The sequence below is a fragment of the Mycobacterium lacus genome (assembly GCF_010731535.1).
In the GTDB taxonomy this organism is placed as follows: Bacteria; Actinomycetota; Actinomycetes; order Mycobacteriales; family Mycobacteriaceae; genus Mycobacterium; species Mycobacterium lacus.
This window is the reverse complement of the sequence record NZ_AP022581.1, coordinates 3568204-3591581: the sequence shown is the minus strand read 5'-3', so window position 1 is coordinate 3591581 and position 23378 is coordinate 3568204. Positions and strand designations below refer to the sequence as shown.

Annotated in this window: 21 protein-coding genes and 1 pseudogene; 11 read left to right on the top strand and 11 right to left on the bottom strand. The window is 68.1% G+C overall.

Translation table 11 applies throughout. The annotated features are described in order from the left end of the window. Positions 1-194 precede the first annotated feature (194 nt). The 3 genes from guaB to G6N24_RS16430 all read left to right on the top strand — a co-directional run bounded on the left by guaB (position 195) and on the right by G6N24_RS16430 (position 4760). Positions 195-1793 carry an IMP dehydrogenase gene (gene guaB / locus G6N24_RS16440; RefSeq protein WP_085160758.1) on the top strand — a complete coding sequence of 533 codons (1599 nt, stop codon included), beginning with the start codon at positions 195-197 and terminating at the stop codon, positions 1791-1793. A 14-nt stretch (positions 1794-1807) separates the two neighbouring features. Beyond that, the gene (locus G6N24_RS16435) at positions 1808-2935 is read left to right on the top strand and encodes a GuaB3 family IMP dehydrogenase-related protein (RefSeq protein WP_085160760.1); all 1128 of its coding nucleotides are present in this window, start codon (positions 1808-1810) and stop codon (positions 2933-2935) included. An 88-nt stretch (positions 2936-3023) separates the two neighbouring features. Then, positions 3024-4760 (top strand): GMC oxidoreductase, encoded by a 1737-nt coding sequence (locus G6N24_RS16430; RefSeq protein ID WP_085160762.1) that lies wholly within the window; start codon positions 3024-3026, stop codon positions 4758-4760. On the opposite strand, the gene G6N24_RS16425 is transcribed toward G6N24_RS16430, so the two are convergent. Continuing rightward, entirely contained in the window at positions 4757-5653 is an 897-nt protein-coding gene (locus G6N24_RS16425) for a TauD/TfdA dioxygenase family protein (RefSeq protein ID WP_085160792.1), read from the bottom strand. The two genes, G6N24_RS16430 and G6N24_RS16425, sit on opposite strands and share 4 nt — an antisense overlap. 69 nt (positions 5654-5722) lie before the next feature. Here G6N24_RS16425 and G6N24_RS16420 point away from each other — a divergent pair, with 69 nt between their 5' ends. Continuing rightward, on the top strand, positions 5723-6289 hold the full coding sequence (locus tag G6N24_RS16420) for a TetR/AcrR family transcriptional regulator (protein WP_085160764.1): 567 nt from the start codon (positions 5723-5725) through the stop codon (positions 6287-6289). On the opposite strand, the gene G6N24_RS16415 is transcribed toward G6N24_RS16420, so the two are convergent. The 5 genes from G6N24_RS16415 to G6N24_RS16395 all read right to left on the bottom strand — a co-directional run bounded on the left by G6N24_RS16415 (position 6286) and on the right by G6N24_RS16395 (position 10381). Further along, positions 6286-6615, bottom strand: coding sequence for a hypothetical protein (locus tag G6N24_RS16415; protein ID WP_163745544.1), 330 nt, complete (start codon positions 6613-6615; stop codon positions 6286-6288). The two genes, G6N24_RS16420 and G6N24_RS16415, sit on opposite strands and share 4 nt — an antisense overlap. Then, positions 6612-6788 carry a hypothetical protein gene (locus tag G6N24_RS16410; RefSeq protein ID WP_163745543.1) on the bottom strand — a complete coding sequence of 59 codons (177 nt, stop codon included), beginning with the start codon at positions 6786-6788 and terminating at the stop codon, positions 6612-6614. The genes G6N24_RS16415 and G6N24_RS16410 overlap by 4 nt, the downstream gene beginning before the upstream one ends. After that, positions 6785-9145, bottom strand: coding sequence for a glycoside hydrolase family 65 protein (locus G6N24_RS16405; RefSeq protein ID WP_085160766.1), 2361 nt, complete (start codon positions 9143-9145; stop codon positions 6785-6787). The genes G6N24_RS16410 and G6N24_RS16405 overlap by 4 nt, the downstream gene beginning before the upstream one ends. Then, positions 9142-9894, bottom strand: a complete 753-nt coding sequence (locus tag G6N24_RS16400) for a beta-phosphoglucomutase family hydrolase (RefSeq protein WP_179963439.1) — start codon at positions 9892-9894, stop codon at positions 9142-9144. Before G6N24_RS16400 ends, G6N24_RS16405 begins: the two co-directional genes overlap by 4 nt. A 91-nt stretch (positions 9895-9985) precedes the next feature. Further along, positions 9986-10381: a nuclear transport factor 2 family protein gene (locus tag G6N24_RS16395; RefSeq protein WP_085160768.1), complete on the bottom strand. Its 396-nt coding sequence runs from the start codon at positions 10379-10381 to the stop codon at positions 9986-9988. 53 nt (positions 10382-10434) lie between these two features. Here G6N24_RS16395 and G6N24_RS16390 point away from each other — a divergent pair, with 53 nt between their 5' ends. Then, complete coding sequence (locus tag G6N24_RS16390) at positions 10435-11055, top strand: TetR/AcrR family transcriptional regulator (RefSeq protein WP_085160770.1); 621 nt, start codon at positions 10435-10437, stop codon at positions 11053-11055. Between the two features lie 6 nt (positions 11056-11061). On the opposite strand, the gene G6N24_RS16385 is transcribed toward G6N24_RS16390, so the two are convergent. Next, the gene (locus G6N24_RS16385) at positions 11062-11982 is read right to left on the bottom strand and encodes an SAM-dependent methyltransferase (protein WP_085160772.1); all 921 of its coding nucleotides are present in this window, start codon (positions 11980-11982) and stop codon (positions 11062-11064) included. Between the two features lie 263 nt (positions 11983-12245). On the opposite strand from G6N24_RS16385, the gene hpnD reads away from it, so the two are divergent. Next, positions 12246-13121 carry a presqualene diphosphate synthase HpnD gene (hpnD, locus tag G6N24_RS16380; RefSeq protein ID WP_085160796.1) on the top strand — a complete coding sequence of 292 codons (876 nt, stop codon included), beginning with the start codon at positions 12246-12248 and terminating at the stop codon, positions 13119-13121. 6 nt (positions 13122-13127) lie between these two features. Then, a pseudogene (guaA, locus tag G6N24_RS16375) lies at positions 13128-14704 on the top strand (glutamine-hydrolyzing GMP synthase). 160 nt (positions 14705-14864) lie between these two features. On the opposite strand, the gene G6N24_RS16370 reads toward guaA, so the two are convergent. Further along, positions 14865-15455 carry a hypothetical protein gene (locus tag G6N24_RS16370; RefSeq protein WP_372514541.1) on the bottom strand — a complete coding sequence of 197 codons (591 nt, stop codon included), beginning with the start codon at positions 15453-15455 and terminating at the stop codon, positions 14865-14867. A gap of 112 nt (positions 15456-15567) precedes the next feature. Here G6N24_RS16370 and G6N24_RS16365 point away from each other — a divergent pair, with 112 nt between their 5' ends. Further along, positions 15568-16161: a hypothetical protein gene (locus G6N24_RS16365; RefSeq protein WP_139822411.1), complete on the top strand. Its 594-nt coding sequence runs from the start codon at positions 15568-15570 to the stop codon at positions 16159-16161. Positions 16162-16199: 38 nt separating this feature from the next. Further along, entirely contained in the window at positions 16200-17735 is a 1536-nt protein-coding gene (locus tag G6N24_RS16360; RefSeq protein ID WP_085160800.1) for a DNA polymerase Y family protein, read from the top strand. Between the two features lie 104 nt (positions 17736-17839). Here G6N24_RS16360 and G6N24_RS16355 read toward each other — a convergent pair whose 3' ends face one another. After that, a complete protein-coding gene (locus tag G6N24_RS16355) occupies positions 17840-18784 on the bottom strand; it encodes a nucleoside hydrolase (protein WP_085160778.1) in 945 nt (314 codons plus the stop codon). A 32-nt stretch (positions 18785-18816) separates the two neighbouring features. Here G6N24_RS16355 and cmaA1 point away from each other — a divergent pair, with 32 nt between their 5' ends. Then, a complete protein-coding gene (cmaA1, locus tag G6N24_RS16350; protein WP_085160780.1) occupies positions 18817-19680 on the top strand; it encodes a cyclopropane mycolic acid synthase CmaA1 in 864 nt (287 codons plus the stop codon). Here cmaA1 and G6N24_RS16345 read toward each other — a convergent pair whose 3' ends face one another. Further along, entirely contained in the window at positions 19681-21624 is a 1944-nt protein-coding gene (locus G6N24_RS16345; RefSeq protein WP_085160782.1) for an SDR family oxidoreductase, read from the bottom strand. It abuts the gene before it with no gap. A gap of 52 nt (positions 21625-21676) precedes the next feature. Continuing rightward, positions 21677-22381 (bottom strand): histidine phosphatase family protein, encoded by a 705-nt coding sequence (locus G6N24_RS16340; protein ID WP_085160784.1) that lies wholly within the window; start codon positions 22379-22381, stop codon positions 21677-21679. A 96-nt stretch (positions 22382-22477) separates the two neighbouring features. On the opposite strand from G6N24_RS16340, the gene G6N24_RS16335 reads away from it, so the two are divergent. After that, entirely contained in the window at positions 22478-23341 is an 864-nt protein-coding gene (locus tag G6N24_RS16335; RefSeq protein ID WP_085160786.1) for a MaoC family dehydratase, read from the top strand. Positions 23342-23378 lie beyond the last annotated feature (37 nt).

Here is a 23378-nt window from a genome sequence, read left to right as displayed (position 1 = left end):
CGCGGGCGGTGATAACGCCAGAAATTGAGATGCCGCCGCGTTCCCGCGCCGCTTCGCGGCGCGCATCGTCACCCAGGCTGGAATCGATTGCCCGGCTCCTCAGCCCGCCGCTTCGCGGCGCGCATCGTCACCCAGGCTGGGTGAGCCGATAGGATGGGTTCCTCAGTGAAACATGCGTGTGGAGGGCCGCACCGATGTCCCGTGGCATGTCCAACCTAGAAGACAGCCCCGACCTGGTTGTCAGTCCATACCTGCGGGGCGCTCCCGTTTCAGGCCTAGCGGATGACCAGGTGCCAACCGGTGGCGACAACCCGCACAAGGTGGCGATGCTGGGGCTGACTTTCGACGACGTTCTGTTGCTGCCCGCGGCGTCGGATGTGGTGCCGGCCACCGCGGACACCTCCAGTCAGCTCACCAAGAGGATCCGGCTCAAGGTGCCGTTGGTCAGCTCGGCGATGGACACCGTCACCGAGTCACGGATGGCGATCGCGATGGCCCGCGCGGGCGGCATGGGTGTGCTGCACCGCAACCTGCCCGTGGCCGAACAAGCCGGTCAGGTCGAGATGGTGAAGAGATCCGAGGCCGGCATGGTCACCGATCCGGTCACCTGTCGTCCGGACAACACCCTGGCGCAGGTCGATGCGCTGTGCGCGCGGTTCCGGATCTCCGGCCTGCCCGTCGTCGACGACGACGGCGCGCTGGTCGGCATCATCACCAATCGTGACATGCGGTTCGAGGTCGACCAGTCCAAGCAGGTCTCGGAGGTGATGACCAAAGCCCCGCTGATCACCGCCCAGGAGGGCGTCAGCGCGTCGGCGGCGTTGGGCCTGTTGCGCCGCAACAAGATCGAGAAGTTGCCGGTGGTCGACGGCCACGGCCGGCTGACCGGACTGATCACCGTCAAAGACTTCGTCAAGACCGAACAACACCCGTTGGCCACCAAGGACAGCGACGGCCGGCTGCTGGTGGGTGCCGCCGTCGGCGTCGGCGGCGACGCCTGGGTGCGCGCGATGATGCTGGTCGACGCCGGGGTCGACGTGTTGGTCGTCGACACCGCGCACGCGCACAACCGGCTAGTGCTCGACATGGTCAACAAGCTCAAACTCGAAGTCGGTGGCCGCGTCGAGGTGATCGGCGGCAACGTCGCCACCAGGGCCGCGGCGGCGGCCTTGGTCGAGGCCGGCGCCGACGCGGTGAAGGTCGGCGTGGGGCCCGGGTCGATCTGCACCACCCGGGTGGTGGCCGGCGTCGGCGCGCCGCAGATCACCGCGATCCTGGAGGCCGTCGCGGTGTGCGGGCCGGCGGGGGTGCCCGTGATCGCCGACGGCGGATTGCAGTACTCCGGCGATATCGCCAAGGCGCTGGCGGCGGGGGCGTCGACCGCCATGCTGGGCTCGCTGTTGGCCGGCACCGCCGAGGCGCCCGGCGAGCTGATCTTCGTCAACGGCAAGCAGTACAAGAGCTACCGCGGCATGGGGTCGCTGGCGGCCATGCAGGGCCGGGGCGGGGGCAAGTCCTACTCCAAGGACCGCTACTTCGCCGACGACGCGCTCTCCGAGGACAAGCTGGTCCCCGAGGGGATCGAGGGCCGGGTGCCGTTTCGGGGCCCGCTGTCGTCGGTCATCCACCAGCTGACGGGCGGTCTCCGCGCCGCGATGGGTTACACCGGCTCGCCCACCATCGAGGTGCTGCAGCAGGCGCAGTTCGTCCGGATCACGCCGGCGGGCCTCAAAGAGAGTCACCCGCACGACGTCGCGATGACCGTCGAAGCGCCCAACTACTACGCGCGCTGAGGGCGAACCCGGACATGGTCGAGATCGGCATGGGCCGCACCGCCCGCCGCACCTACGAACTCAGCGAAATCAGCATCGTGCCGTCGCGCCGCACTCGCTCGTCGAAGGACGTGTCGACCGCGTGGCAGCTGGACGCGTACCGGTTCGAGATCCCCGTGGTGGCACACCCGACCGACGCGTTGGTGTCGCCGGAGTTCGCGATCGAACTCGGGAAGCTGGGCGGGCTGGGCGTGCTCAACGGTGAGGGCCTGATCGGCCGGCATGCCGATGTCGGGGCCAAGATCGCGCAGCTCGTCGAGGCGGCCGAAAAGGAGCCCGAACCGTCGGCGGCGATCCGGCTGCTGCAGGAGCTGCACGCGGCACCGCTAGATCCCGATCTGCTGGGCGCCGCGGTGGCCCGCATCCGGGAGGCCGGCGTGACCACCGCGGTGCGGCTCAGCCCGCAAAACGCCCAGGCGCTGACACCGGTGCTGCTGCAGGCCGGTATCGACCTGCTGGTCATCCAGGGCACGATCGTCTCCGCCGAGCGGGTGGCCAGCGATGGCGAGCCGCTCAACCTGAAAACCTTCATCGCCGAGCTCGACGTCCCCGTGGTTGCCGGCGGCGTGCTCGACCACCGCACCGCGCTGCACCTGATGCGCACCGGAGCGGCTGGCGTCATCGTCGGCTACGGCTCCACCCAGGGGGTGACCACCACCGACGAGGTGCTGGGCATCAGCGTCCCGATGGCCACCGCGATCGCCGACGCCGCCGCCGCGCGGCGCGAATACCTCGACGAGACCGGCGGCCGCTATGTGCACGTGCTGGCCGACGGCGATATCCACACCTCCGGCGAGCTGGCCAAGGCCATCGCCTGCGGCGCCGACGCGGTGGTGCTGGGCACGCCGTTGGCGGGATCGGCCGAGGCGCTCGGTCAAGGGTGGTTCTGGCCGGCCGCGGCGGCGCACCCGTCGTTGCCGCGCGGGGCGTTGCTGCAGATTGCGCTCGGCGAGCGGCCGCCGCTTCGGCAGATCCTCAACGGGCCGTCCGACGACCCCTTCGGCACCCTGAACCTGGTCGGCGGTCTGCGCCGGTCGATGGCCAAGGCCGGTTATTGCGACCTCAAGGAGTTCCAGAAGGTCGGCTTGACGGTCGGCGGCTGATTTCTCTCGCGAACAGACGCAAAATTCCCTAAATCGTCGGTGTGTCGGGGGATTTTGCGTCTGCTGGGCCGGGAACGATACTGGTCGGGTGAAGCTGGATTTTGACGTCCTGATTATCGGTTCGGGTTTCGGCGGCAGTGTCAGCGCGCTGCGGCTGACTGAAAAGGGCTACCGCGTGGGCGTGTTGGAGGCCGGGCGGCGCTTCGCCGACGAGGAGTTTGCCAAGACGTCCTGGGACCTGCGCAAGTTCCTGTGGGCGCCGCGGCTGGGCTGCTATGGCATCCAACGGATCCACCCGCTGCGCAACGTGATGATCCTGGCCGGCGCCGGGGTGGGCGGCGGCTCGCTGAATTACGCCAACACGTTGTATGTGCCGCCCGACCCGTTCTTCGACGACCGGCAGTGGTCGCACATCACCGACTGGCGTTCCGAACTGATGCCGCACTACCAACAGGCGCAGCGGATGCTGGGCGTGGTGGATAACCCGACCTTCACCGACGCCGACCGCATCGTCAAGGAGGTCGCCGACGAGATGGGGTTCGGTGACACGTGGGTGCCGACGCCGGTCGGCGTGTTCTTTGGTCCCGACGGCACCAAGGCGCCGGGCGTGACGGTGCCCGATCCGTATTTCGGCGGCGCGGGTCCGGCGCGCACTGGCTGCCTGGAATGCGGCTGCTGTATGACGGGCTGCCGGCACGGGGCCAAGAACACCCTGCTGAAGAACTACTTAGGTCTCGCGGAATCAGCAGGTGCACAAGTGATTCCGATGACGACGGTGAAAGCGTTCCAGCAGCGGCTCGACGGGTTGTGGGAGGTCCGCACCGTGCGCACCGGCAGTTGGCTGCGCCGGGACCGCCGGACGTTTACCGCGACGCACCTGATTCTGGCCGCGGGCACCTGGGGAACCCAGCACCTGCTGTTCAAGATGCGCGATCGGGGTCGCCTTCCTCGTCTCTCGGAGCGCCTGGGCGTTCTTACCCGGACCAATTCGGAGTCGATCGTCGGCGCCGCGACGTTGAAGGTCAACCCGGATCTGGACCTGACTCACGGCGTGGCGATCACGTCGTCGATTCACCCGACGCCGGACACCCACATCGAACCCGTTCGTTACGGCAAGGGCTCCAACGCGATGGGGCTGCTGCAGACCCTGATGACCGATGGCACCGGACCCGAGGGTACCGACCTGCCGCGGTGGAGGCAGTTGCTGAACCAAGCCGGGGAGAATCCGCGCCTCATGTTGCGGTTGCTCAATCCCCGGAAGTGGAGCGAGCGCACGGTGATCGCGCTGGTGATGCAGCACCTGGACAACTCGATCACCACGCTCACCAAGCGGGGGAAGCTGGGTATCCGCTGGTACACCAGCAAGCAGGGACACGGCGAGCCGAACCCGACGTGGATCCCGATCGGCAACCAGGTCACCCGCCGGATCGCCGCCAAGATCGACGGCGTCGCCGGCGGAACCTGGGGCGAGCTGTTCAACATCCCGCTGACCGCGCACTTTCTCGGCGGGGCGGTGATCGGCGAGGACCCCGAGCACGGGGTCATCGACCCTTATCACCGGGTGTACGGCTATCCGACGCTGTTCGTGGTGGACGGTGCCGCGATCTCGGCGAACCTGGGTGTCAACCCCTCGCTGTCCATCGCTGCGCAAGCCGAGCGGGCCGCCTCGCTATGGCCGAACAAGGGCTCCGACGATCAGCGGCCGCGGCAAGGCGACCCGTACCGGCGGTTGGATCCGATCCAGCCCGAGCATCCGGTGGTACCCGCGGGCGCGCCGGGCGCGCTGCGGTGGCTGCCGATCGACCCGGTCAGCAATGCGGGCTAGCTTGCTATCGCCAGCGGTGTTCCGCTGACCACGCGGCTGCGCTCGCCGTGCACGTTGACGGGCACGTCGCCCATCAGGGTGACCCGGTGCATGAGCCGATGCTGGTCGTCGTAGTCGTCGATGGCGCGGTGCTGGGTTGCCCGGTTGTCCCAGATGGCGACGTCTCCCGGCTCCCAGTTCCAACGGATGGTGTTCTCGGGCATGGTGATTCGCCGTTGCAGCAGTTCGAACAGCACGCTCGACTCATAGCTGTCCAGGCCGACGAAACTGCGCACGAAGTCTCCCGCCAGCAGGCTGCGCTCACCGGTCTCCGGGTGCACCCGCACGACGGGATGTTCGGTGCGGAAGTCGGGCTTCTCGAATGCCTGGCGAAACGCCCGCTCGTTGTCGGTCATGGTGTCCGTGGCGGCGTAGTCGTAGCGGTTGGTGTGCACCGCCCACAAGCACTCGGTCAAGCGCTTGAGCGGTTCGGGCAGCTGCTGGTAGGCCGCCACCGTCGAGGCCCACAGCGTCGACCCGCCGTAGCTGGGCAGCGTGACGGCGCGCAGGACGGAGGCCGCGGGGTAGTTCGCGGCGAATGTGACGTCGGTGTGCCAGCGGTTCGCCTTGCCGAACTCGGAGTTGATCGGTGTGATGATCGGCGCGTTCGGGGCCATGGCGGCGGCAGCCGGGTGGCCGATCGGGGTGCCCAGCAGCCCGGCGAACGCGAGCTGCTGGGCATCGTCGAGGTGGCGCTGGTTGCGGAAGAAGATCACCTTGTGGGTCAACAGTGCCGCGCGGATCTCGGCGACCGCGGCCGGTACCAGGTCGCCACCGAGACGCACTCCGCTGACCTCGGCACCGATCCGGCTACCCAGCTTCTGCACGACTACGAGTCGGTCTGACGCGGACATGGTCATCGCTTGGTCCTTATCGAGCAGTAGCCGATGTAGTCGATTGACTACACCGGCTACTGTAGTCATATGACTACACGCCCGTCAACCATGCGCCGGGCGACGCCCACCGGGCGGGAAGAAGTGGCGGCGGCGATCCTTCGGGCCGCCACCGACCTGTTCGCCGAGCGCGGACCCGCGGCGACGTCGATCCGCGACATCGCCGCCCGATCGAGAGTGAACCACGGACTCGTGTTTCGTCACTTCGGCACCAAGGACCAGCTCGTTGGGGCTGTGCTCGATCATTTGGGTGCCAGGCTGGCCGACCTGCTGCACACCGGGGCGCCCGACGATGTCGTCGACAAAGCGCTCGACCAGCAGATGCGGGTTTTGGCCCGGTCGCTGCTCGACGGCTATCCGGCCGGCCAGCTGCAGAAGCGCTTTCCCAACGTTGCCGAGATGCTTGCCCGGGTGCGCCCGCGCCACGACAGCCTCACCAATGCGCGGCTGGCGGTCGCCAATTCCCTTGCGCTGCAACTCGGTTGGCGGCTATTTGCGCCCATGCTGTGCGCGGCGACGGGTATCGAGGGCCTATCGGAGGCCGAGCTGCGTCAGGCCGTGATCGCCGAGGCGGCCCGGATCCTCGAACCGCACTAGTGCCGGGCTTGGCCTGATGGTCCCGTTCCTCCTCGGGCCGCTCCGCGGCCCGCATCGTCACCGGGCTTGGCCTGATGGTCCCTCCTCGGGCCGCCGCGGCCCGCATCGTCACCGGGCTTGGCCTGATGGTCCCGTTCCTCCTCGGCCGCTCCGCGGCCCGCATCGTCACCGGGCTTGGCCTGATGGTCCCGTTCCTCCTCCGCGGGCATCGTCACCGGGCTTGGCCTGATGGTCCCTCCTCGGGCCGCTCCGCGGCCCGCATCGTCACCGGGCTTGGCCTGATGGTCCCGTTCCTCCTCGGGCCGCTCCGCGGCCCGCATCGTCACCGGGCTTGGCCTGATGGTCCCGTTCCTCCTCGGGCCGCTCCGCGGCCCGCATCGTCACCGGGCTTGGCCTGATGGTCCCGTTCCTCCTCGGCCGCTCCGCGGCCCGCATCGTCACCGGGCTTGGCCTGATGGTCCCGTTCCTCCTCGGGCCGCTCCGCGGCCCGCATCGTCACCGGGACATGGCCCGGCGGTGTACGGGCTCGCGGCCCGGCGGCTGTGGCGGTGGCGGCAGCAGGGGCTTACGGGCACGCACCGCGATGGTCGTCGACGAGCCGCTGGTCAGCGTGAGATCTTCACCGGCGTGCCGGATGGTCAGCTCCGCGCCGGGTCCGTCGCGCAGGGTGTAGGTGACGGTGGCGTGGTTGACGTCGGCGGTGAGCCGAAAACCGCGCCAGCGCAGGCGGAACCGCAGGCGCGTCAGGCCATCGGGCAGTTGGGGATCGATGGACAGGACGCCCTCGTCGTCGCGCAGGCCACCAAAGCCCGCGACCAAGGCCGTCCACGCCCCGGCCAACGAGGCCATGTGCAACCCGTCGCGGGTGTTCCGGTGCAGATCGCGCAGGTCGATCAGCGCGGCCTCGTAGGCGTAGTCATGGGCCAGCTCCAGATGCCCGACCTCGGCGCACATCACCGCTTGGGTGCAGGCCGACAGCGACGAGTCGCGAACCATGCGCCGCTCGTAGTAGTCGACGTTGCGCGCCTTCTGTTCGGGTGTGAACGCGTGGCTCTGCCACTGCATTGCCAGCACCAGGTCGGCCTGCTTGATCACCTGCGCGGGATAGAGCCGCACATAGGCCTCGTGCAGCAGTAACGGGTAGGTCGTGTTTGCCTCGAAATCCCACTCGGCGAGGGTGGTGAACCCCTCGCATTGCTGATGCACACCCAGCTCCGCGTCGTAGGGGATGTTGACGGCGTCGGCGGCGTCGCGCCAGGCGGCCATCTCCTCGGTCGTGACGCCCATCGCCTCGGCCGCCTCGGGGTGGCGCAGGCAGGCATCGGCGGCGGTGACCAGATTGTGCGCCGCCATCAAGTTGGTGAACACGTTGTCGCGGACGACGGCCGTGTACTCGTCCGGGCCGGTGACCCCGTCCAGGTGCCAGACGCCGTGCCGGTCATGGTGCCCGAGCGAGATCCACAGCCGGGCGGTCTCGATGTGCACCGCCAGGCCGCAGTCTTCCTCCAGCGAGTGGTCGCCGGTGACGATGCGGTACCGCTCGAAGGCCATCGCGATGTCGGCGTTGATGTGCCAGGCCGCGGTGCCGGCCGGCCAGTAGCCCGAGCACTCCTGCCCGCGGATGGTTCGCCAGGGAAAACTGGCGCCGTCGAGGCCGAGTTCGGCGGCCCGCTCTTTGGCGAGGTCGAGCGTCGAGGCCCGCCACCGCAGCGCGTCGGCGGCCGCGTGCGGCAGGGTGTAGGTCAGCACCGGCAGCACGAAACCCTCGGTGTCCCAAAAGGCGTGGCCGTCGTACCCCGTTCCGGTGAGCCCCTTGCTGGGGATCGCGCGGCGTTCGGCGCGCGCGCTGGCCTGCAGCAGGTGAAACAGCCCGAACCGCACCGCCTGCTGGGATTCCGGGTCGCCCTCGACCTCGACGTCCGCGCTCTCCCAAAAGTCGTCGAGGTAGGCACGCTGCGAGGCCACCAGCCCGTGCCATCCGCTGTAGCGGGCGCCATGCAGCGCCGCGGCTACCTGGTCACGCAGCGCCGGACGGGAACGCATGCTTGACCAGCTATACGCGACGTACTTGACGATGCGCAGCTGCTGTCCCGGGCGCAGCCCGCAGATCACAGTGGTCCGGGCCAGGTCCGGGCGCGCGTCGGTGGTGAACTCGACCCGTCCGGGAACGTCGATCTCGTGATCCATCGCCGCGGCCATCATCAGGGCGCTGCTGCGGGTCCGGTGCATGAGAAGCGCTCCCCGCTCGGTGTTTTCGTGCTCGACGGCCTCGAGCGGGTGCTCCAGGATGGCCGACACCCGCGGGTCATCCGAGGTCCGCGGTTGGTCCTCGTTGGTGACGAGTTCGGACTGCACCGTCACGCGGACGAAGGTCTCGACCGCCTCGACCACGTATTCGATGGCCGCGACCCCGCGCTGTGCCAGCGACACCAGGCGGGTGGACACCACTTTGACCTGGTGGCCCGCCGGCGAGCGCCAGTGCGCGCGCCGGGTCAGCGTCCCCGCGCGCAGATCCAGGACCCGCTCGTGGGAAATCAATTCGCCGTACCGGACGTCGAACGGCTCGTCGTCGACCAACAGACGCAGGATCTTGCCGTTGGTGACGTCGACGATGGTCTGGCCGGCCTCCGGATACCCGTATCCGGCTTCGGCGTAGGGCAGTGGCCGAATTTCGTAGAACGAGTTCAGATAGGTGCCCGGCAGGCCGTACGGCTCGCCCTCGTCGAGGTTGCCGCGCAGTCCAATGTGCCCGTTGGACAAGGCAAATAGGGATTCCGACTGGGCAAGCAGGTTCAGGTCGAGCCGGGTCTCACGAACCTGCCACGGTTCAACGGGGAAGGCTTCTTCGGTGATCATGACGGCAGCAGTTCGGCGAGATCGGTGACCACCACGTCGGCGCCGTTGCGGCGCAAGTCCTCGGCCTGGCCCACGCGGTCGACACCCACGACGCAACCGAAGTTGCCCGCGCGGCCGGCCGCCACGCCCGAAAGCGCGTCCTCGAACACGGCCGCGGCGTCGGGGGTGACGTTGAGCAGCTGCGCCCCGCGCAGGTACGAATCGGGGGCCGGCTTGCCCGCGATGTGTTCCTCGCGCAGCGTGACGCCGTCCACCCGTTGCTGGACGAATCTGTCGAGGCCGGTGATCTCGAGTACGTCGCGGGTGTTGGCGCTCGAGGACACCACGGCGATGCCGAGGCCCGCGGCCGAGACCGCCTCCAGATAGCGCCGCGACCCGTCGAACACCTCGACGCCGTCGTCGTGCAGGACCTTCTGGAACATCTCGTTCTTGCGATTGCCTAGGCCGTACACGGTTTCGGCGTCGCCGGGGTCGTCGGGACTGCCCTCGGGCAGTTCGATTCCCCGGCTGCTCAGGAACGACCGCACCCCGTCCTCGCGCTTCTTGCCGTCCACGTATTGCCGGTAGTCCCCGGCCGGATCGAAGGGGACGAACCTTTCCCCGGTGCGCTGCGCCCGTTGGGAGAGGTAGGCGTCGAACATGGCCTTCCAGGCCTTGGTATGCACGCTCGCGGTATCGGTGAGGACACCGTCGAGGTCGAACAGGCAGGCGCGCACCTTGTCTGGCAGACCCAGCACTCGGGAGTTCACGGGCGGGGGAACCTCGCTTTCTGGGGTTGATCCGGGCGCTACAAGTTCACCACGCCCGCCCCGTGCCGAGGCAAGTTCGCGCTTACCGGAGTCAGCCCCCGACCGCGGCCAGCGGCGCCAACGCCGCGCGATCGAAGTAGACGTCGTTGCGGCTCAGCCGATCACCCTGCGCCAAAGCCAGGTCCATGCCATCGATTTCGACCTCGGCGTGGTTGTCTTTGGAACGGAATCTGGCCCGCCATAGCACGGCGGCGCCTTCGGCGTCGCGCAGCGGATAGGCGTCCCGCAGGGTCCAGTGCATCTGCCAGCGGCCGAACAGCTTCGTCAGGTAGCGGCGCATCGCCTCCGACCCCTCGACAAATCCTCGGGTGTTCGGGTCGCGGTAGCGGACGTCGGCGGTGTAGCAACCGACGACACGCTCGACTTCCTGGGTGTTCCATGCCTCGAGTAGCCGCTCGGCCAGCTCGGTGGTGCGTTCGCGGTCCATCGTCCACCCTATCAGAGTAGTGCTCTCTAAAACTAGAGTATTACTCTAGCAGTATGGCAGCGACCCCGGCAACCGCTCGTCCCCGCAGCGACCGCCGTTCGGCGATCATCGATGCGGCGCTCGATCGTTTTCTCGCTCAGGGCCTCAACGCGACGTCGCTGCGGCAAGTTCAGGCCGACGCGCGGGTCAGCAACGGCAGTCTCTTCCACCATTTCCCCAGCAAGGAGGCGCTCGCGGGTGCGGCCTACGTCGACTGCGTGATGCGTTACCAGCAGGCCTTCCTCGCCGAGCTTGCGCGGCATGCCGACGCGGAGGCCGCGGTGCGGGCGATCGTTGGCATGCACCTGCGCTGGTGTGTCGATCACCCGCAGCTGGCGCGGTTCCTCATCACGATGACCGAACCGGCGGTGCTGCGGGCGGCCGAGGGCGAGTTGATGCAGTGCAACGAGCGCTTCGTCGCCGCACTGCATTCGTGGTGGCGCCCACACGCTCACTACGGGACGCTGCGACCGCTGAGTCCGGCGCACAGTCAGGCGCTTTGGTTGGGTCCCGCTCAGGAGTTGGTGCGTTCCTGGCTACTGGGCGTCATCCCGGGTCCGCCGGGCCCGGGCGACGTGGAGGTCCTGGCCGACGCGGCGTGGCTCTGCCTGCGCGCCACCGGTGGCCGCGATTGAACCTCCCTATGGCAGCGTGGCGCTGATGTAGTGGCGGCCGGCGAATCGGCTTGTGTCGTCGTCGTCGAAGGGCGGCAACCCTTGGGCCGCAAAGAGTTCCTTTGCGGCGCTGCGCGTGACCTGCCAGCCGTTGCCGACTAGGTAACTGGCGGCGTCGTGACGTTCATCGAAATAGATCAGCTCTGTCAGGTCGAGATCGAAGCCGCGCTGACGCCATGTTTCGGTCGCGCTTTGCATACGCTTCCTCTTCTTTTCCTCGTCAACCGGGTCGAGCACGAGCGCGCTTTGCGTGGCCAGCCGGCTGCCGGGGGCACTGAGCGCGGTGATCGTGTCGAGCAAGCGGTCCTGTGCCTGCGGCGACAGATAACTGAGCAACCCCTCGGCGCTCCAGGCCGTCGGCCTGGCCGGGTCGAAGCCGGCATCCTTCAGGGCGGTCGGCCATTCGCGGCGCAGGTCGATGGCCACGGCGCGCCGTTCCGCGGTGGGTTCCGCGTCCATATCGGCCAGGGCATGCGTCTTGAATTCGATGACCCCGGGCTGGTCGATCTCGTACACCACCGTGCCCGACGGCCAGGCCAACCGGTACGCGCGCGTGTCGAGCCCGGACGCAAGAATCACCGCCTGCCGAATGCCCGCTGTCGTGGCGTCACGGAAAAAGTCGTCGTAGAACTTGGTCCGGACGGCGATGTTGTCGATCATCCACTTACCCCCGGTGGCGTGTTCGCCCACATCCTCGGGCCGTACCGCACCGCTGGCCAACTGGATAAGCAGATCGATTCCGACGGCGCGCACCAGCGGCTCGGCGAACGGATCGTTGATCAACGGGCGATCGGCATTGGTGGCGATCGCGCGGGCCACGGCGATCATGGTGGCGGTCGCGCCCACGCTCGAGGCCGGATCCCAGGTGTCGTCGTCGGTGCGTGTCATCCGTTCGCTCCTGTCGGCGCAGCCCTCCGCGAGGGCATTTCTGCTAGGTAGCTAGGCTCGTCCACCGGCCGCGCCAGAACCAGTGCAATGTGCACAAATTGTGCGCGCTTGTCCGGTCAATTTGCCCTTGGCTGACCCTGCAGGCAACGCTACGTTCCTGCGCATGGTCGCGATCGACGAGCGTATGCAAGCCCGAACCGGGCGCCCGCCACTCTAGGTGCAGGTTCAACTCTCCGTGCCCCGGGAGGTGAGCTGAGATGGCGATGACAACGGTCGACCAGGCATACCGGATCGCCGAGGGCACCACTCGTGCGGAAGCCAGGAACTTCTACTACGGCATCCGGCTCTTGCCGCGCGAAAAGCGAGTGGCCTTGTGCGCGGTCTATGCGCTCGCACGCCGGATCGACGATGTCGCCGACAGTCGGCTGGCGCCCGAGACCAAGCTCGCCGAGCTGGCGTCGATCAGCAAATCGCTTGAGAATATCGATGATTCGTCCGACCCCGTGCTGCTCGCCGTGGCCGACGCGGCCCGCCGGTTTCCGGTGCCGATCGCGACGGTCGGGGAGTTGATCGACGGCGTCCGCATGGATGTCGACGGCGTGAGTTACCGCACCTTCGATGAATTGGTGGTCTACTGCCGCAGGGTCGCCGGGACGATCGGGAGGCTGTGTCTTTCCGTCTTCGGACCCGTCGGGCCGGCGACGTCGCGGTACGCCGATCAGTTGGGAATCGCGCTGCAGCAGACCAACATTCTCCGCGACGTACGCGAGGACCTGCTGAATGGGCGGATCTATCTGCCGCGCGACGAATTGGAACGGTTCGGCGTGCGCCTTGGCCTGGACGACACGGGGGCGCTTGACGACCCCGACGGTCGGCTGGCGGCACTGCTCCGGTTCAGTGCCGACCGCGCCGCGGACTGGTATTCGCTGGGACTGCGGCTGATTGGGCACCTTGACCGCCGCAGCGCCGCCTGCTGCGCGACCATGTCCGCCATCTATCGGCATCAGCTGGCCGTTATCAAGGCATCGCCGGCGATCGTCTACGACCGGCGGATCTCGCTATCGGGACGCAAGAAGGCCCGGTTGGCGGCGGCAGCACTGGCGTCGTCCGTAACGGGCCTCCGCCAGCCTCTAGACTGACTCCCCGTGGCCGAACCTGCTGACCTCGACGCGGCCGGAGTGCCGGCTCGACCCGTGCTGGTGGTCGACTTCGGTGCCCAGTACGCCCAATTGATCGCCCGGCGCATCCGAGAGGCGCGGGTGTTCTCCGAGGTCGTCCCGCATACCGCCGCGATCGAGGAGATCAGGGCCCGCAACCCGCTGGCGCTGGTGCTTTCCGGCGGGCCGGCCAGTGTCTACGCCGAGGGGGCTCCGCGACTCGATCCGGCATTGTTCGATCTCGGTCTGCCGGTGTTTGGCATCTGCTATGGGTTCCAGGCCATGGCGCAGGCGCTCGGTGGAACCGTCGCCCACACGGGCACCAGCGAGTACGGCCGCACCGAGCTGAAAGTCCTTGGCGGCGAACTGCATTCGGGCCTGCCCGACGTCCAGCCGGTCTGGATGAGTCATGGCGACGCGGTCACGGCGGCGCCGGAGGGATTCGACGTGGTGGCCAGCAGCGCGGGTGCCGCGGTGGCCGCGTTCGAGGCCGCCGATCGGCGCCTGGCCGGGGTGCAGTACCACCCGGAGGTGATGCACACCCCGCACGGGCAACAGGTGCTCAGCCGGTTCCTGCACGACTTCGCCGGGATCGGCGGGAGTGGACGCCCGCCAACATTGCCGGTGCGCTGATCGAGCAGGTGCGTGCCCAGATCGGTGACGGGCGCGCGATCTGCGGACTGTCCGGCGGGGTGGATTCCGCGGTGGCCGCGGCCCTGGTGCAGCGCGCCATCGGCGACCGGTTGACCTGTGTGTTCGTCGACCACGGACTGTTGCGCGCGGGCGAACGGGCGCAGGTGGAGCGCGATTTCGTAGCCGCCACCGGCGCCAACCTGGTGACCGTCGACGCCGCCGACACCTTCCTCGAGGCGCTGTCCGGCGTGAGCGCGCCCGAGGGCAAGCGCAAGATCATCGGCCGGCAATTCATCCGGGCATTCGAGGGCGCGGTGCGGGATATGTTGGGCGATAAGTCTATTGAGTTCCTGGTGCAGGGCACGCTGTATCCGGACGTGGTGGAGTCAGGCGGTGGCAGTGGCACCGCGAACATCAAGAGCCACCACAATGTCGGCGGTCTCCCCGGCGATTTGAAGTTCAAACTCGTGGAGCCGCTGCGGCTGCTGTTCAAGGACGAGGTGCGCGCGGTCGGGCGGGAGCTGGGCCTGCCGGAGGAAATCGTTGCGCGCCAACCGTTTCCGGGGCCTGGCCTGGGAATCCGAATCGTCGGCGAGGTCACCGCGAAGCGGCTGGACACGCTGCGGCGTGCCGACTCGATCGTGCGCGAGGAGCTGACCGCCGCGGGCCTGGACAATCAGATCTGGCAGTGTCCGGTCGTGCTGCTGGCCGACGTCCGCTCGGTCGGCGTGCAGGGCGACAACCGCACCTACGGTCACCCGATCGTGCTGCGTCCGGTGTCCAGCGAGGACGCCATGACCGCGGACTGGACCCGAGTGCCCTACGAGGTCCTGGAGCGCATCTCGACCCGCATCACCAACGAGGTCTCCGAGGTCAACCGCGTGGTGCTAGACATCACCAGCAAACCGCCCGGCACCATCGAGTGGGAGTAGGGCGGCGGTTTCGGCGGCGTTTGTCACACCTGCCACAGTGGTATCTGTCGGGAGGGATGCTCTTTATGCCCACCTCAGCGCGACAATCTGTCGCGGTGAGGCGGGCAAAAAGTGTGTCACCCGGTCCAGGGGCTGCTGTGACCAATGCGGCCAATGCGACTCAGGCCGAGTTGACGAATTCGCGCCTGCCGTAAGCAATGGTGGCGGCGCTCCAGCGGCCGCCGGCCGCTCCCACCAGCCGGTGTGCGATGTCGAGATCGCCGTTGCCGGCAACCAGGATCAAGATGTGGTCTGCGGTGGTGACAGATCCTCCCCGCAGTCGCTGGTGTGCGGCTGAATCGGCCACGAAGGCATCCCGAAAGCGTGCGATGTCAATGTCGGGCACGGTGATGATGACCGCGTCCGCTTCGGTCCGCGGCAGGTATTCGAAGGTCAGCACCGATCCCTGGTTGAACTGGCTGCGCAGCGCCTCGGCAACCGTATGCAAGGTGGGCTCGTCGACACCGCACAGATGAAATTCGCGTGCGCGCTCGTAGGTGATGTGCCGCGGCTCGTTCGACCAGAACACCCCGTCGACCGGGGTCGATCCCGTCACCGCCGCTCCGGTTAGTGCGATGGTCACGACGGCTTGCGGCTCGAACAGCGGTGATTCGTCGGCGGCGAATAGCTCTGCGGGCTGGCAGGTCGACCCGTCACCGCTGGCCGATGGGACCACCGTGAGGCCGCACCACACCAAGAGCCACACCAGCACCGGAATGATTCTGCGCGACCGCACAAGGCAGCGTCTCACGCGCCTTGACGGGGTCCAAGGGCGGGTGTTTACTCGAACATATATTCGAATGATGTCCAAAAGGAGGCTGGTCGTGACTGCAGCTTTTGCCTCTGACCAGCTCGAATCGCTGCGACGGCAGATGGAGGCAATATCTGGGAAACACACCCCAGACGACCTGTTGCCGGCGCAGCCGGCACCGTTACCCCGGGGAACGGTGGCGGTGCTGTCGGGAGCCCGGTCGCTGCTGCTGCGCATGGTGGCCGCGGTGACGGCGGCGGGGGGCAACGCCGCTATCGTCGGCCAGCCGGACATCGGCCTGCTGGCCGCTGTGGAGATGGGTGCGGATCTGAGCCGGCTCGCGGTGATACCGGATCCCGGGACCGATCCGGTTGAGGTGGCCGCGGTGCTCATCGATGGCATGGACCTGGTGGCGCTCGGTCTGGGTGGGCGCCGGGTGACGCGGACGCGGGCTCGGGCGGTGGTGGCCCGAGCGCGCCATAAAGGTTGCACCCTGCTGGTCACCGACGGCGATTGGGAAGGGGCGCCGACGCGGCTTCAGGCCCGGGTCTGCGGCTATGAGATCACCCCGGCTCTCGGGGGCGTGCCCGCCCCAGGGTTCGGACGGATCAGTCGGGTACGGCTGCAGATCAGCGCTGCGGGACGGGCGATCGCCCGGGCGGGGTGAATCTTGTGGCCTCTTCGCGCGTGCTGGCGATCTGGTGCATGGACTGGCCGGCGGTCGCGGCGGCCGCGGTCGCCGGCCAGCCCGCGACGGCTCCGGTTGCGGTCACTCTGGCCAACCGGGTGATCGCCTGTTCGTCGGCCGCACGCGCCGCGGGTGTGCGCCGAGGGCTGCGGCGCCGGGAGGCGGCGGCCCGTTGCCCGCAACTGCACATCGCGACCGCCGACGCCGACCGTGACGCCCGGTTCTTCGAGAGGGTGATCGCGGCGGTGGACGATCTGGTGCCCCGCGCCGAGGTGCTGCGGCCCGGGCTCTTGGTGCTACCGGCGCGCGGGGCGGCCCGATTCTTCGGGTCCGAGCAGCAGGTGGCCGAGCGGCTGATCGACGCGGTGGCCGCGGCCGGCGCCGAGTGTCAGGTGGGGATCGCCGACCAGATGTCCACCGCGGTCCTCGCTGCGCGGGCGGGGCGTGTCGTGGCGCCAGGAGGCGACGCGCGGTTTCTGTCGACGCTGTCGATCCAGCAGCTTGCCACCGAGCCAAGCCTGTCCGGTCGGGGGCGGGATGAGCTGGCGGATCTGTTGTGGCGGATGGGGATTCGCACCATCGGGCAGTTCGCCGCGCTATCGGTTACCGACGTGGCTTCCAGGTTCGGCGCCGACGGGGTGGCCGCGCACCGGTTCGCCCGCGGCGAACCGGAGCGGGGACCGTGCGGGCGGGAGCCGGCGCCGGAACTCGACGCCGAGCTGGAATGCGATCCGCCGATCGACCGGGTTGACGCGGCGGCATTCGCCGGGCGCTCGCTGGCGGGCACGCTGCATCAGGCGCTGATGGCCGCCGGGGTGGGATGTACCCGGCTGGCCATTCACGCCGTCACCGCCAACGACGAAGAGCTGACCCGGGTATGGCGGTGCGCCGAGCCGTTGACCGAGGATGCCACCGCCGACCGGGTGCGCTGGCAACTGGACGGGTGGTTGAGCAACCGGAATGCCCGCGACCGACCCTCGGCCCCGGTGACACTGTTACGGCTGCAGGCGGTGGAGGTGGTATCCGTCGAGGCGCTGCAGTTACCACTATGGGGCGGGCTCGGCGAGGAGGACCGGCTACGGGCCCGTCGGGCGCTGGTGCGGGTGCAGGGCCTGCTCGGCCCGGAGGCGGTGCAGGTGCCGGTGCTGTCCGGCGGTCGCGGGCCGGCGGAACGCATCACGTTGACTCCGCTGGGCGACGAGCCGGCGCCGCGGGCCGACCCGGGTCGGCCGTGGCCCGGCCAACTGCCCGGGCCGGCGCCGGCGGTGCTGCTCGACGATCCGGTGGAGTTGGTTGACGCCCAAGGAAATCCGATACGGGTGACCAGCCGGGGAATGTTTTCCGCCGAACCGGCGCGGCTGACCATCCGTGGCCGGGACGATCGGCTGCGCTGGTGGGCCGGGCCTTGGCCGGTCGACGAGCGGTGGTGGGACCCGGAGGCGACCGGTCAGGGGAGCCGCACCGCCCGCGCCCAGGTGTTGCTACAGAGCGAGCGCGCGCTGCTGCTGTGCTACCGCCAGCGGCGCTGGTACCTGGAAGGAATCTATGAATAACCGGCGCGGGCTACCTTTAGGGTTTCCCGGGTCATTCCTTGGCCGCCTTCACCGAGCGTGACGTCACGGCGAAAAGTTTTGAGCGCGAAAATCTCGCCGCCAGTTCACGTTCGGCGCGGGACACCCAGCCGGCGCGCGAACGGTCCGACCCGTTCGGCGAACCGGTCGAAGAATGCCTCCGGGTCGACGTCAATGCCGATCCGTGCGTTGGGTTCTCGGCCCCCCGAATAGTCGGCGACCGTCGCACCCGTGGGCTCGATATGCACCGCCGCCGCCCGGGTCGTTATGAGTTCCGGATCCAGCGCGACCGCGGCGGCCAGCGGGTCGTGCATGTACGCCAGATACCCATGTCCGCGGCTGGCGTGGGACTCGAAGTAGAACCGCAGCGCGTCCTCGATCAACCGGATCAACGGGGACGGGCTGCAGGCCGACACCAGCCTGGCAAGGATGTCCGGCGTCATCGCGACCCGCCGGGTGAGGTCCAAACCGCACACGATTGGGAGTTGTCGTTGTCCAGTCCACGCCGCGAACACCTCGGTCGCCGCCTCGGGGTCCACGCGGATGTTCCATTCGGCCATGACGTCGTCGTCGAACACGCCGCCCATGATCACCAACCGGCGCAACAGCGTCGGCAGCGCGGGCTCGGCGCGCAGCGCCAGCGCTAGGTCGGTCAGCGGGCCGGTCACCAACCCGATCAGCTCACCAGGAAACGCGTGCGCCTCATTGACCCAGGCCGCCGTCGCATCGTAACTGGTGAGCCGGCGATCGGTGGGCGGTGGCTCGGCATAGCCCAAACCCCTGGGGCCGTGGAATTTTGCGTGATCGGGCCACCGGCCACGCAGCGGCTGGTCGGCGCCCCTGGACACGGGTATGTCTGCGGCCGCGCACAATTCGAGCAAACCAAGGTTGTTCGCGCACACTTGATCGACCGCAATGTTGCCGCCCGTCGAGGCGATGCCGACCAACTCGGCGTCAGAGCTGGCCAGCAGGTACACCAACGCCATCGCGTCATCGATGCCGGTGTCGACGTCGGCGAAGACGGCGTTCATCGCCGTCACGATACGCCGATTAGGCTAGCCCAATGCCCGACGACTTACAGCCACACTTCGACGACGTGCAGGCGCACTACGACCTATCCGACGACTTCTTCCGCCTGTTTCTCGACCCGACCCAGACGTACAGCTGCGCCTATTTCGAGCGCGACGACATGACGCTGGAAGAGGCGCAGATCGCCAAGATCGATCTCGCGCTGGGCAAACTGGGATTACAACCCGGCATGACGTTGCTCGACGTGGGTTGCGGCTGGGGCGCCACCATGATGCGCGCGGTGGAAAAATACGACGTCGACGTCGTCGGCCTCACGCTGAGCCGCAACCAGGCCCACCACGTCGAGCAACTGATCGCCAAGTCCGAAAGCCCCCGCTCCAAGCGGGTTCTGCTGCAGGGTTGGGAGCAGTTTGACGAGCCCGTCGACCGGATCGTCAGCATCGGCGCCTTCGAGCACTTCGGGCATGAGCGCTACGATGCGTTCTTCACCTTGGCGCATCGCCTGCTGCCCGAGGATGGGATCATGCTCTTGCACACCATCACCGGGCTGCACCCGAAGGAAATCATCGAACGCGGCTTGCCCATGTCGTTCCTGTTCGCCCGATTCATCAAATTCATTGTCACCGAGATCTTTCCGGGCGGAAGGCTGCCCTCGATACCGATGGTGACCGAGCGCGCCACCGCCAACGGCTTCACCGTGACCCGCGTTCAATCGTTACAGCCGCACTACCCGAAAACGCTTGACAGGTGGGCAGCCGCGCTGCGGGCCCACAAGGACGAGGCCATCGCGATTCAATCCGAGGAAGTATACGAGCGATACATGAAGTACTTGACCGGCTGCGCCGAGATGTTCCGCATCGGATACATCGACGTCAACCAATTCACCTGCGAGAAGTGATCACCAATGCACGCCGGGCACCAGCCGGCCCAAGCGTCTGACCGGTCGCGGGAGTCCCACCCGGGCCGGGCGCTTGGGCCGACGACGCACGGGCGGGCGGCCCAGGTCGGGGGCGGGCGAAACCCCGCGCGCCGCAGCCGAATCGGGGTAGCCCAGATAGAGCTGATGCAGGATTCGCCGCGACAGCCTCGGCGCGAAGTAGTTGCCGGCCTCCGCGAGGGTGCCCAGTGGGGTATCGATGCGGGCGGGCTTCTCGACCAGCCCGCGCACCACCATCGCCGCCGCGCGCTCGGCGCTGATCGCCGGCACCGGGTTGAGTCGCCGGGACGGCACGATCATGGGCGTGGCCACCAGTGGCATATGGATGTTGGTGAACGTGATGTGATCGGACAGCGTCTCGGAGGCAACCACGTCGGCGAAGGCGTCCAGCGCCGCCTTGCTGGGCAGATACGAGCTGTACTTGGGATTGCGGGCCTGCACGCCGGCACTGGAAACGTTGACGACGTGCCCGAACCGGCGCTCACGCCAGTGCGGCAGCAGCGCCAACACCATCCGCACCGCGCCGAAGTAGTTGACCGCCATCACCCGTTCGTAGTCGTGCAGCCGGTCGGTCGAGTTGACCACCGAGCGGCGGATCGACCGGCCGGCGTTGTTCACCAGGTAGTCGACATGGTCGAACCGGCCGAGGATGTCCTTGACGGTGTGCTCCACCGACGCCGAATCGGTGACGTCGCAGGTGAAGGCGTAGGCCTGGCCCCCGTTGGCGCGGATCTCGGCCACTAGCTTGTCGAGCGCGTCGCCGTTGCGGGCCAACGCGAACACCGTCGCACCTCGCTCCGCGACCGCGATGGCCGACGCCCGGCCGATGCCGCTGGACGCACCGGTGATGATGACGTGCCGGCCCACCAGGGGATCGTTGCGACGGGCGCGATCCGGATCGAGATGCTCGGCCCAGTATCGCCAGAGCCGCGGTGCGTAGGTGGCGAATTCGGGTACCTGTATTCCGGTGCCGCGCAACGCCTTCCGGGTCTCGTCCGAAGCGAATGTGGGCGCCAGGTCGATCGCGTCGAAAATCTCTGGTGGAATCCCCAGCTGGGTGGCCGCCATGTCACGCAGCGCCTTGGCCCGCCCGCGCGCCTTCAGCAGCGGGGTGGCCGTCGAGCCGGGCAGCGACCCGCGCAGCGGCGGCAGCCCGGCCGCATCGGCGACACCGCGGTAGATGCCGTGCAGCCCAATGGTTTTCGGCGCCGTCGAGTGGAAAGCCCGGCCATCGGCGCCCTCGGCGTGCATGAGTGCCACGAGCGCGTCGGCCACGTAGTCGACCGGGACGACGTTGGTGCGTCCGGCGTCGGGCAGCAGGATCGGGGTGAACGACGGCAGTACCGCCAGCTTCGCCAGTACCGGAAAGAAGTAGTACGGCCCGTCGGCCTTGTCCATCTCGCCGGTGCGGGAATCGCCGACCACCACGGCCGGGCGGTAGATGCGGTAGCGCAGCCCGGGCGTGGCGCGCACCAGCGACTCGGCGTCGAATATCGCCCGGTGATAGGGAGTCGGCAGTCGCTGGCCGACGTCGAAGTCGGCCTCGGTGTACTCGCCGGCGAAATCGCCCGCCACCGCGATCGACGACACGTGGTGCAGCGTGGCGTCCAGCCCCAGCGCCAGCTCGACGACGGCGCGGGTGCCCTCGACAGTGACCGCCGCGCAGTGCACCAGATGGTCGATATCGCCCAGCCCGGCGATGGTTTGCTCGGTCAATTCGAGCTGCGGCAGCTCGCCGACCAGCGGCCTTACTCGGTCACCCCACTGGCTGGCGAGGCGTTCGAACCGGCCCAGCGACCGCCGGCGAACCAGGACCCACACCTGCGCGTCGGGCCGGCTGTCGAGCAGACGGCAGACGACGCGGCGCCCGATAAACCCGGTACCGCCGGTAACGAGATACCGCATGCAGCCCATCGTGGCGGCTCATGGCCGCACGCGTCAACCTCGGGCTCAGCGCTCAGGTGAGGTTGCGGACGCCGTCCCAATTCACCAGCGTCCAGCCGTTCACCGGGTCGCCGGTGATCACCACGCGGCCGATGTTGGGCAGTGGATGGCTGGCCAGCAGCCCGGTCTTCGGATTCTTGACGTTCATCAGCGTCCACACCATGATCGCCTCCCCCTGGGAGAACACGACCGGCTTGTTGTGGCCGCTGTCGTAGATCTTGCGGACGGCCGCGGTGAACTGGGAATTGAAATCGCGGCCGCTGATCGAGCCCGGGATGCTGTTGCCGACATCGCCGTTGATCCAGTTCACCGGCGCCAGCAGGTACGTCGAGTTGGCCCACGTCTCGGGCCTGCCGTTGTACCAGCCGGCGTTGATCGACTGCAGGCCGGGCACGATCTCGACGCGCTTGCCGAGTTGGCTGGCCAACGGCCCGGCGGTCTGCTGGTCCGCCGCCATGGTCGACGCGTAGATGCTGTCGAAGTCATTGTGGGAGTGCACAACCCGTTGGGCCTGCTCTTTGCCCTCGGCGGTGAGGCCGGGGCCGGGCACGTCGGTGTCGATGACCCCGTCGGCGTTGGCCTGCGTCTGGGCGTTGCGGATGAAGGTCAAGGTGATGCTGCGCGCCTGCGCCGTCCCTGCGCAGGCGCCGACGATCAGCGTCGCGGCGAGCACGGCTAACACTTTGGAGGCCTTCCAGATCATGGTGCGCTTTGCCATGGCGATAGCCTGCCCTGCCGACACCGCCGGTGGGAAGGGTTTGCGATGGTTGGGTGCAGAAAAGGCGTGAATTTTCTTGATCGAGAGGAGACTCGCATGGCGATTGACCCGAGCGCCATCGGCGCGGTGACCGAGCCGAGGTTGTTCGAGTGGACCGACCGGGACACCCTGCTCTACGCGCTCGGTGTCGGTGCCGGCATCGAGGACTTGTCCTTCACCACCGAGAACAGCCACGGCATCACCCAGCAGGTGCTGCCGACCTACGCGGTGATTTGCTGCCCGGCGTTCGGGGCGGCGGCCAAGGTCGGCACGTTCAACTGGGCGATGCTCCTGCACGGTTCGCAGGGCATAAGGCTGCATGCGCCGCTGCCGGCGGCGGGGAGGCTGTCGGTGGTCACGGAGGTCGCCGACATCCAGGACAAGGGCGAGGGCAAGAATGCGATCATCATGCTGCGCGGGCGCGGCAGTGACCCGGAATCGGGGTCGCTGGTTGCCGAGACGTTCACCACGCTGGTCATCCGGGGAGCCGGCGGGTTCGGGGGAGTGCCGGGCCAGCGGCCGACCGCGCCCGAGATCCCGGACCGCGAGCCGGACGCCCGAGTCGACCTGCCCACCCGCGAGGATCAAGCGCTGATCTACCGGCTGTCCGGTGACCGCAACCCGCTGCACAGCGACCCCTGGTTCGCTAAGGAGATGGCCGGTTTCCCCAAGCCGATCCTGCACGGCCTGTGCAGCTACGGCGTTACGGGCCGCGCCTTGGTGGCCGAGCTTGGCGGCGGCGTGGCCGCCAACATCACCTCGATCGCGGCGCGGTTCACCAAGCCGGTGTTTCCCGGCGAGGCGCTGAGCACGCTGATCTGGCGGACCGAACCGGGACGGGCGGTGTTTCGCACCGAGGTCGCCGGGGCCGACGCTCGGGTGGTTCTCGACGACGGCGCGGTGGAGTACGTGCAGGCTTAGCTCCGGCGAGCAGACGCAAAAGCCCCCATTTCGGGCC

What these genes read in the sequence shown, in the direction of transcription:
- guaB (WP_085160758.1), top strand. Translation starts at nt 195, where the DNA reads ATGTCCCGTGGCATGTCCAACCTAGAAGACAGCCCCGACCTGGTTGTC.
- G6N24_RS16435 (WP_085160760.1), top strand. Translation starts at nt 1,808, where the DNA reads ATGGTCGAGATCGGCATGGGCCGCACCGCCCGCCGCACCTACGAACTC.
- G6N24_RS16425 (WP_085160792.1), bottom strand. Translation starts at nt 5,653, where the DNA reads ATGTCCGCGTCAGACCGACTCGTAGTCGTGCAGAAGCTGGGTAGCCGG.
- G6N24_RS16420 (WP_085160764.1), top strand. Translation starts at nt 5,723, where the DNA reads ATGACTACACGCCCGTCAACCATGCGCCGGGCGACGCCCACCGGGCGG.
- G6N24_RS16405 (WP_085160766.1), bottom strand. Translation starts at nt 9,145, where the DNA reads ATGATCACCGAAGAAGCCTTCCCCGTTGAACCGTGGCAGGTTCGTGAG.
- G6N24_RS16395 (WP_085160768.1), bottom strand. Translation starts at nt 10,381, where the DNA reads ATGGACCGCGAACGCACCACCGAGCTGGCCGAGCGGCTACTCGAGGCA.
- G6N24_RS16390 (WP_085160770.1), top strand. Translation starts at nt 10,435, where the DNA reads ATGGCAGCGACCCCGGCAACCGCTCGTCCCCGCAGCGACCGCCGTTCG.
- G6N24_RS16385 (WP_085160772.1), bottom strand. Translation starts at nt 11,982, where the DNA reads ATGACACGCACCGACGACGACACCTGGGATCCGGCCTCGAGCGTGGGC.
- hpnD (WP_085160796.1), top strand. Translation starts at nt 12,246, where the DNA reads ATGACAACGGTCGACCAGGCATACCGGATCGCCGAGGGCACCACTCGT.
- G6N24_RS16360 (WP_085160800.1), top strand. Translation starts at nt 16,200, where the DNA reads ATGGACTGGCCGGCGGTCGCGGCGGCCGCGGTCGCCGGCCAGCCCGCG.
- G6N24_RS16355 (WP_085160778.1), bottom strand. Translation starts at nt 18,784, where the DNA reads ATGAACGCCGTCTTCGCCGACGTCGACACCGGCATCGATGACGCGATG.
- cmaA1 (WP_085160780.1), top strand. Translation starts at nt 18,817, where the DNA reads ATGCCCGACGACTTACAGCCACACTTCGACGACGTGCAGGCGCACTAC.
- G6N24_RS16345 (WP_085160782.1), bottom strand. Translation starts at nt 21,624, where the DNA reads ATGCGGTATCTCGTTACCGGCGGTACCGGGTTTATCGGGCGCCGCGTC.
- G6N24_RS16340 (WP_085160784.1), bottom strand. Translation starts at nt 22,381, where the DNA reads ATGGCAAAGCGCACCATGATCTGGAAGGCCTCCAAAGTGTTAGCCGTG.
- G6N24_RS16335 (WP_085160786.1), top strand. Translation starts at nt 22,478, where the DNA reads ATGGCGATTGACCCGAGCGCCATCGGCGCGGTGACCGAGCCGAGGTTG.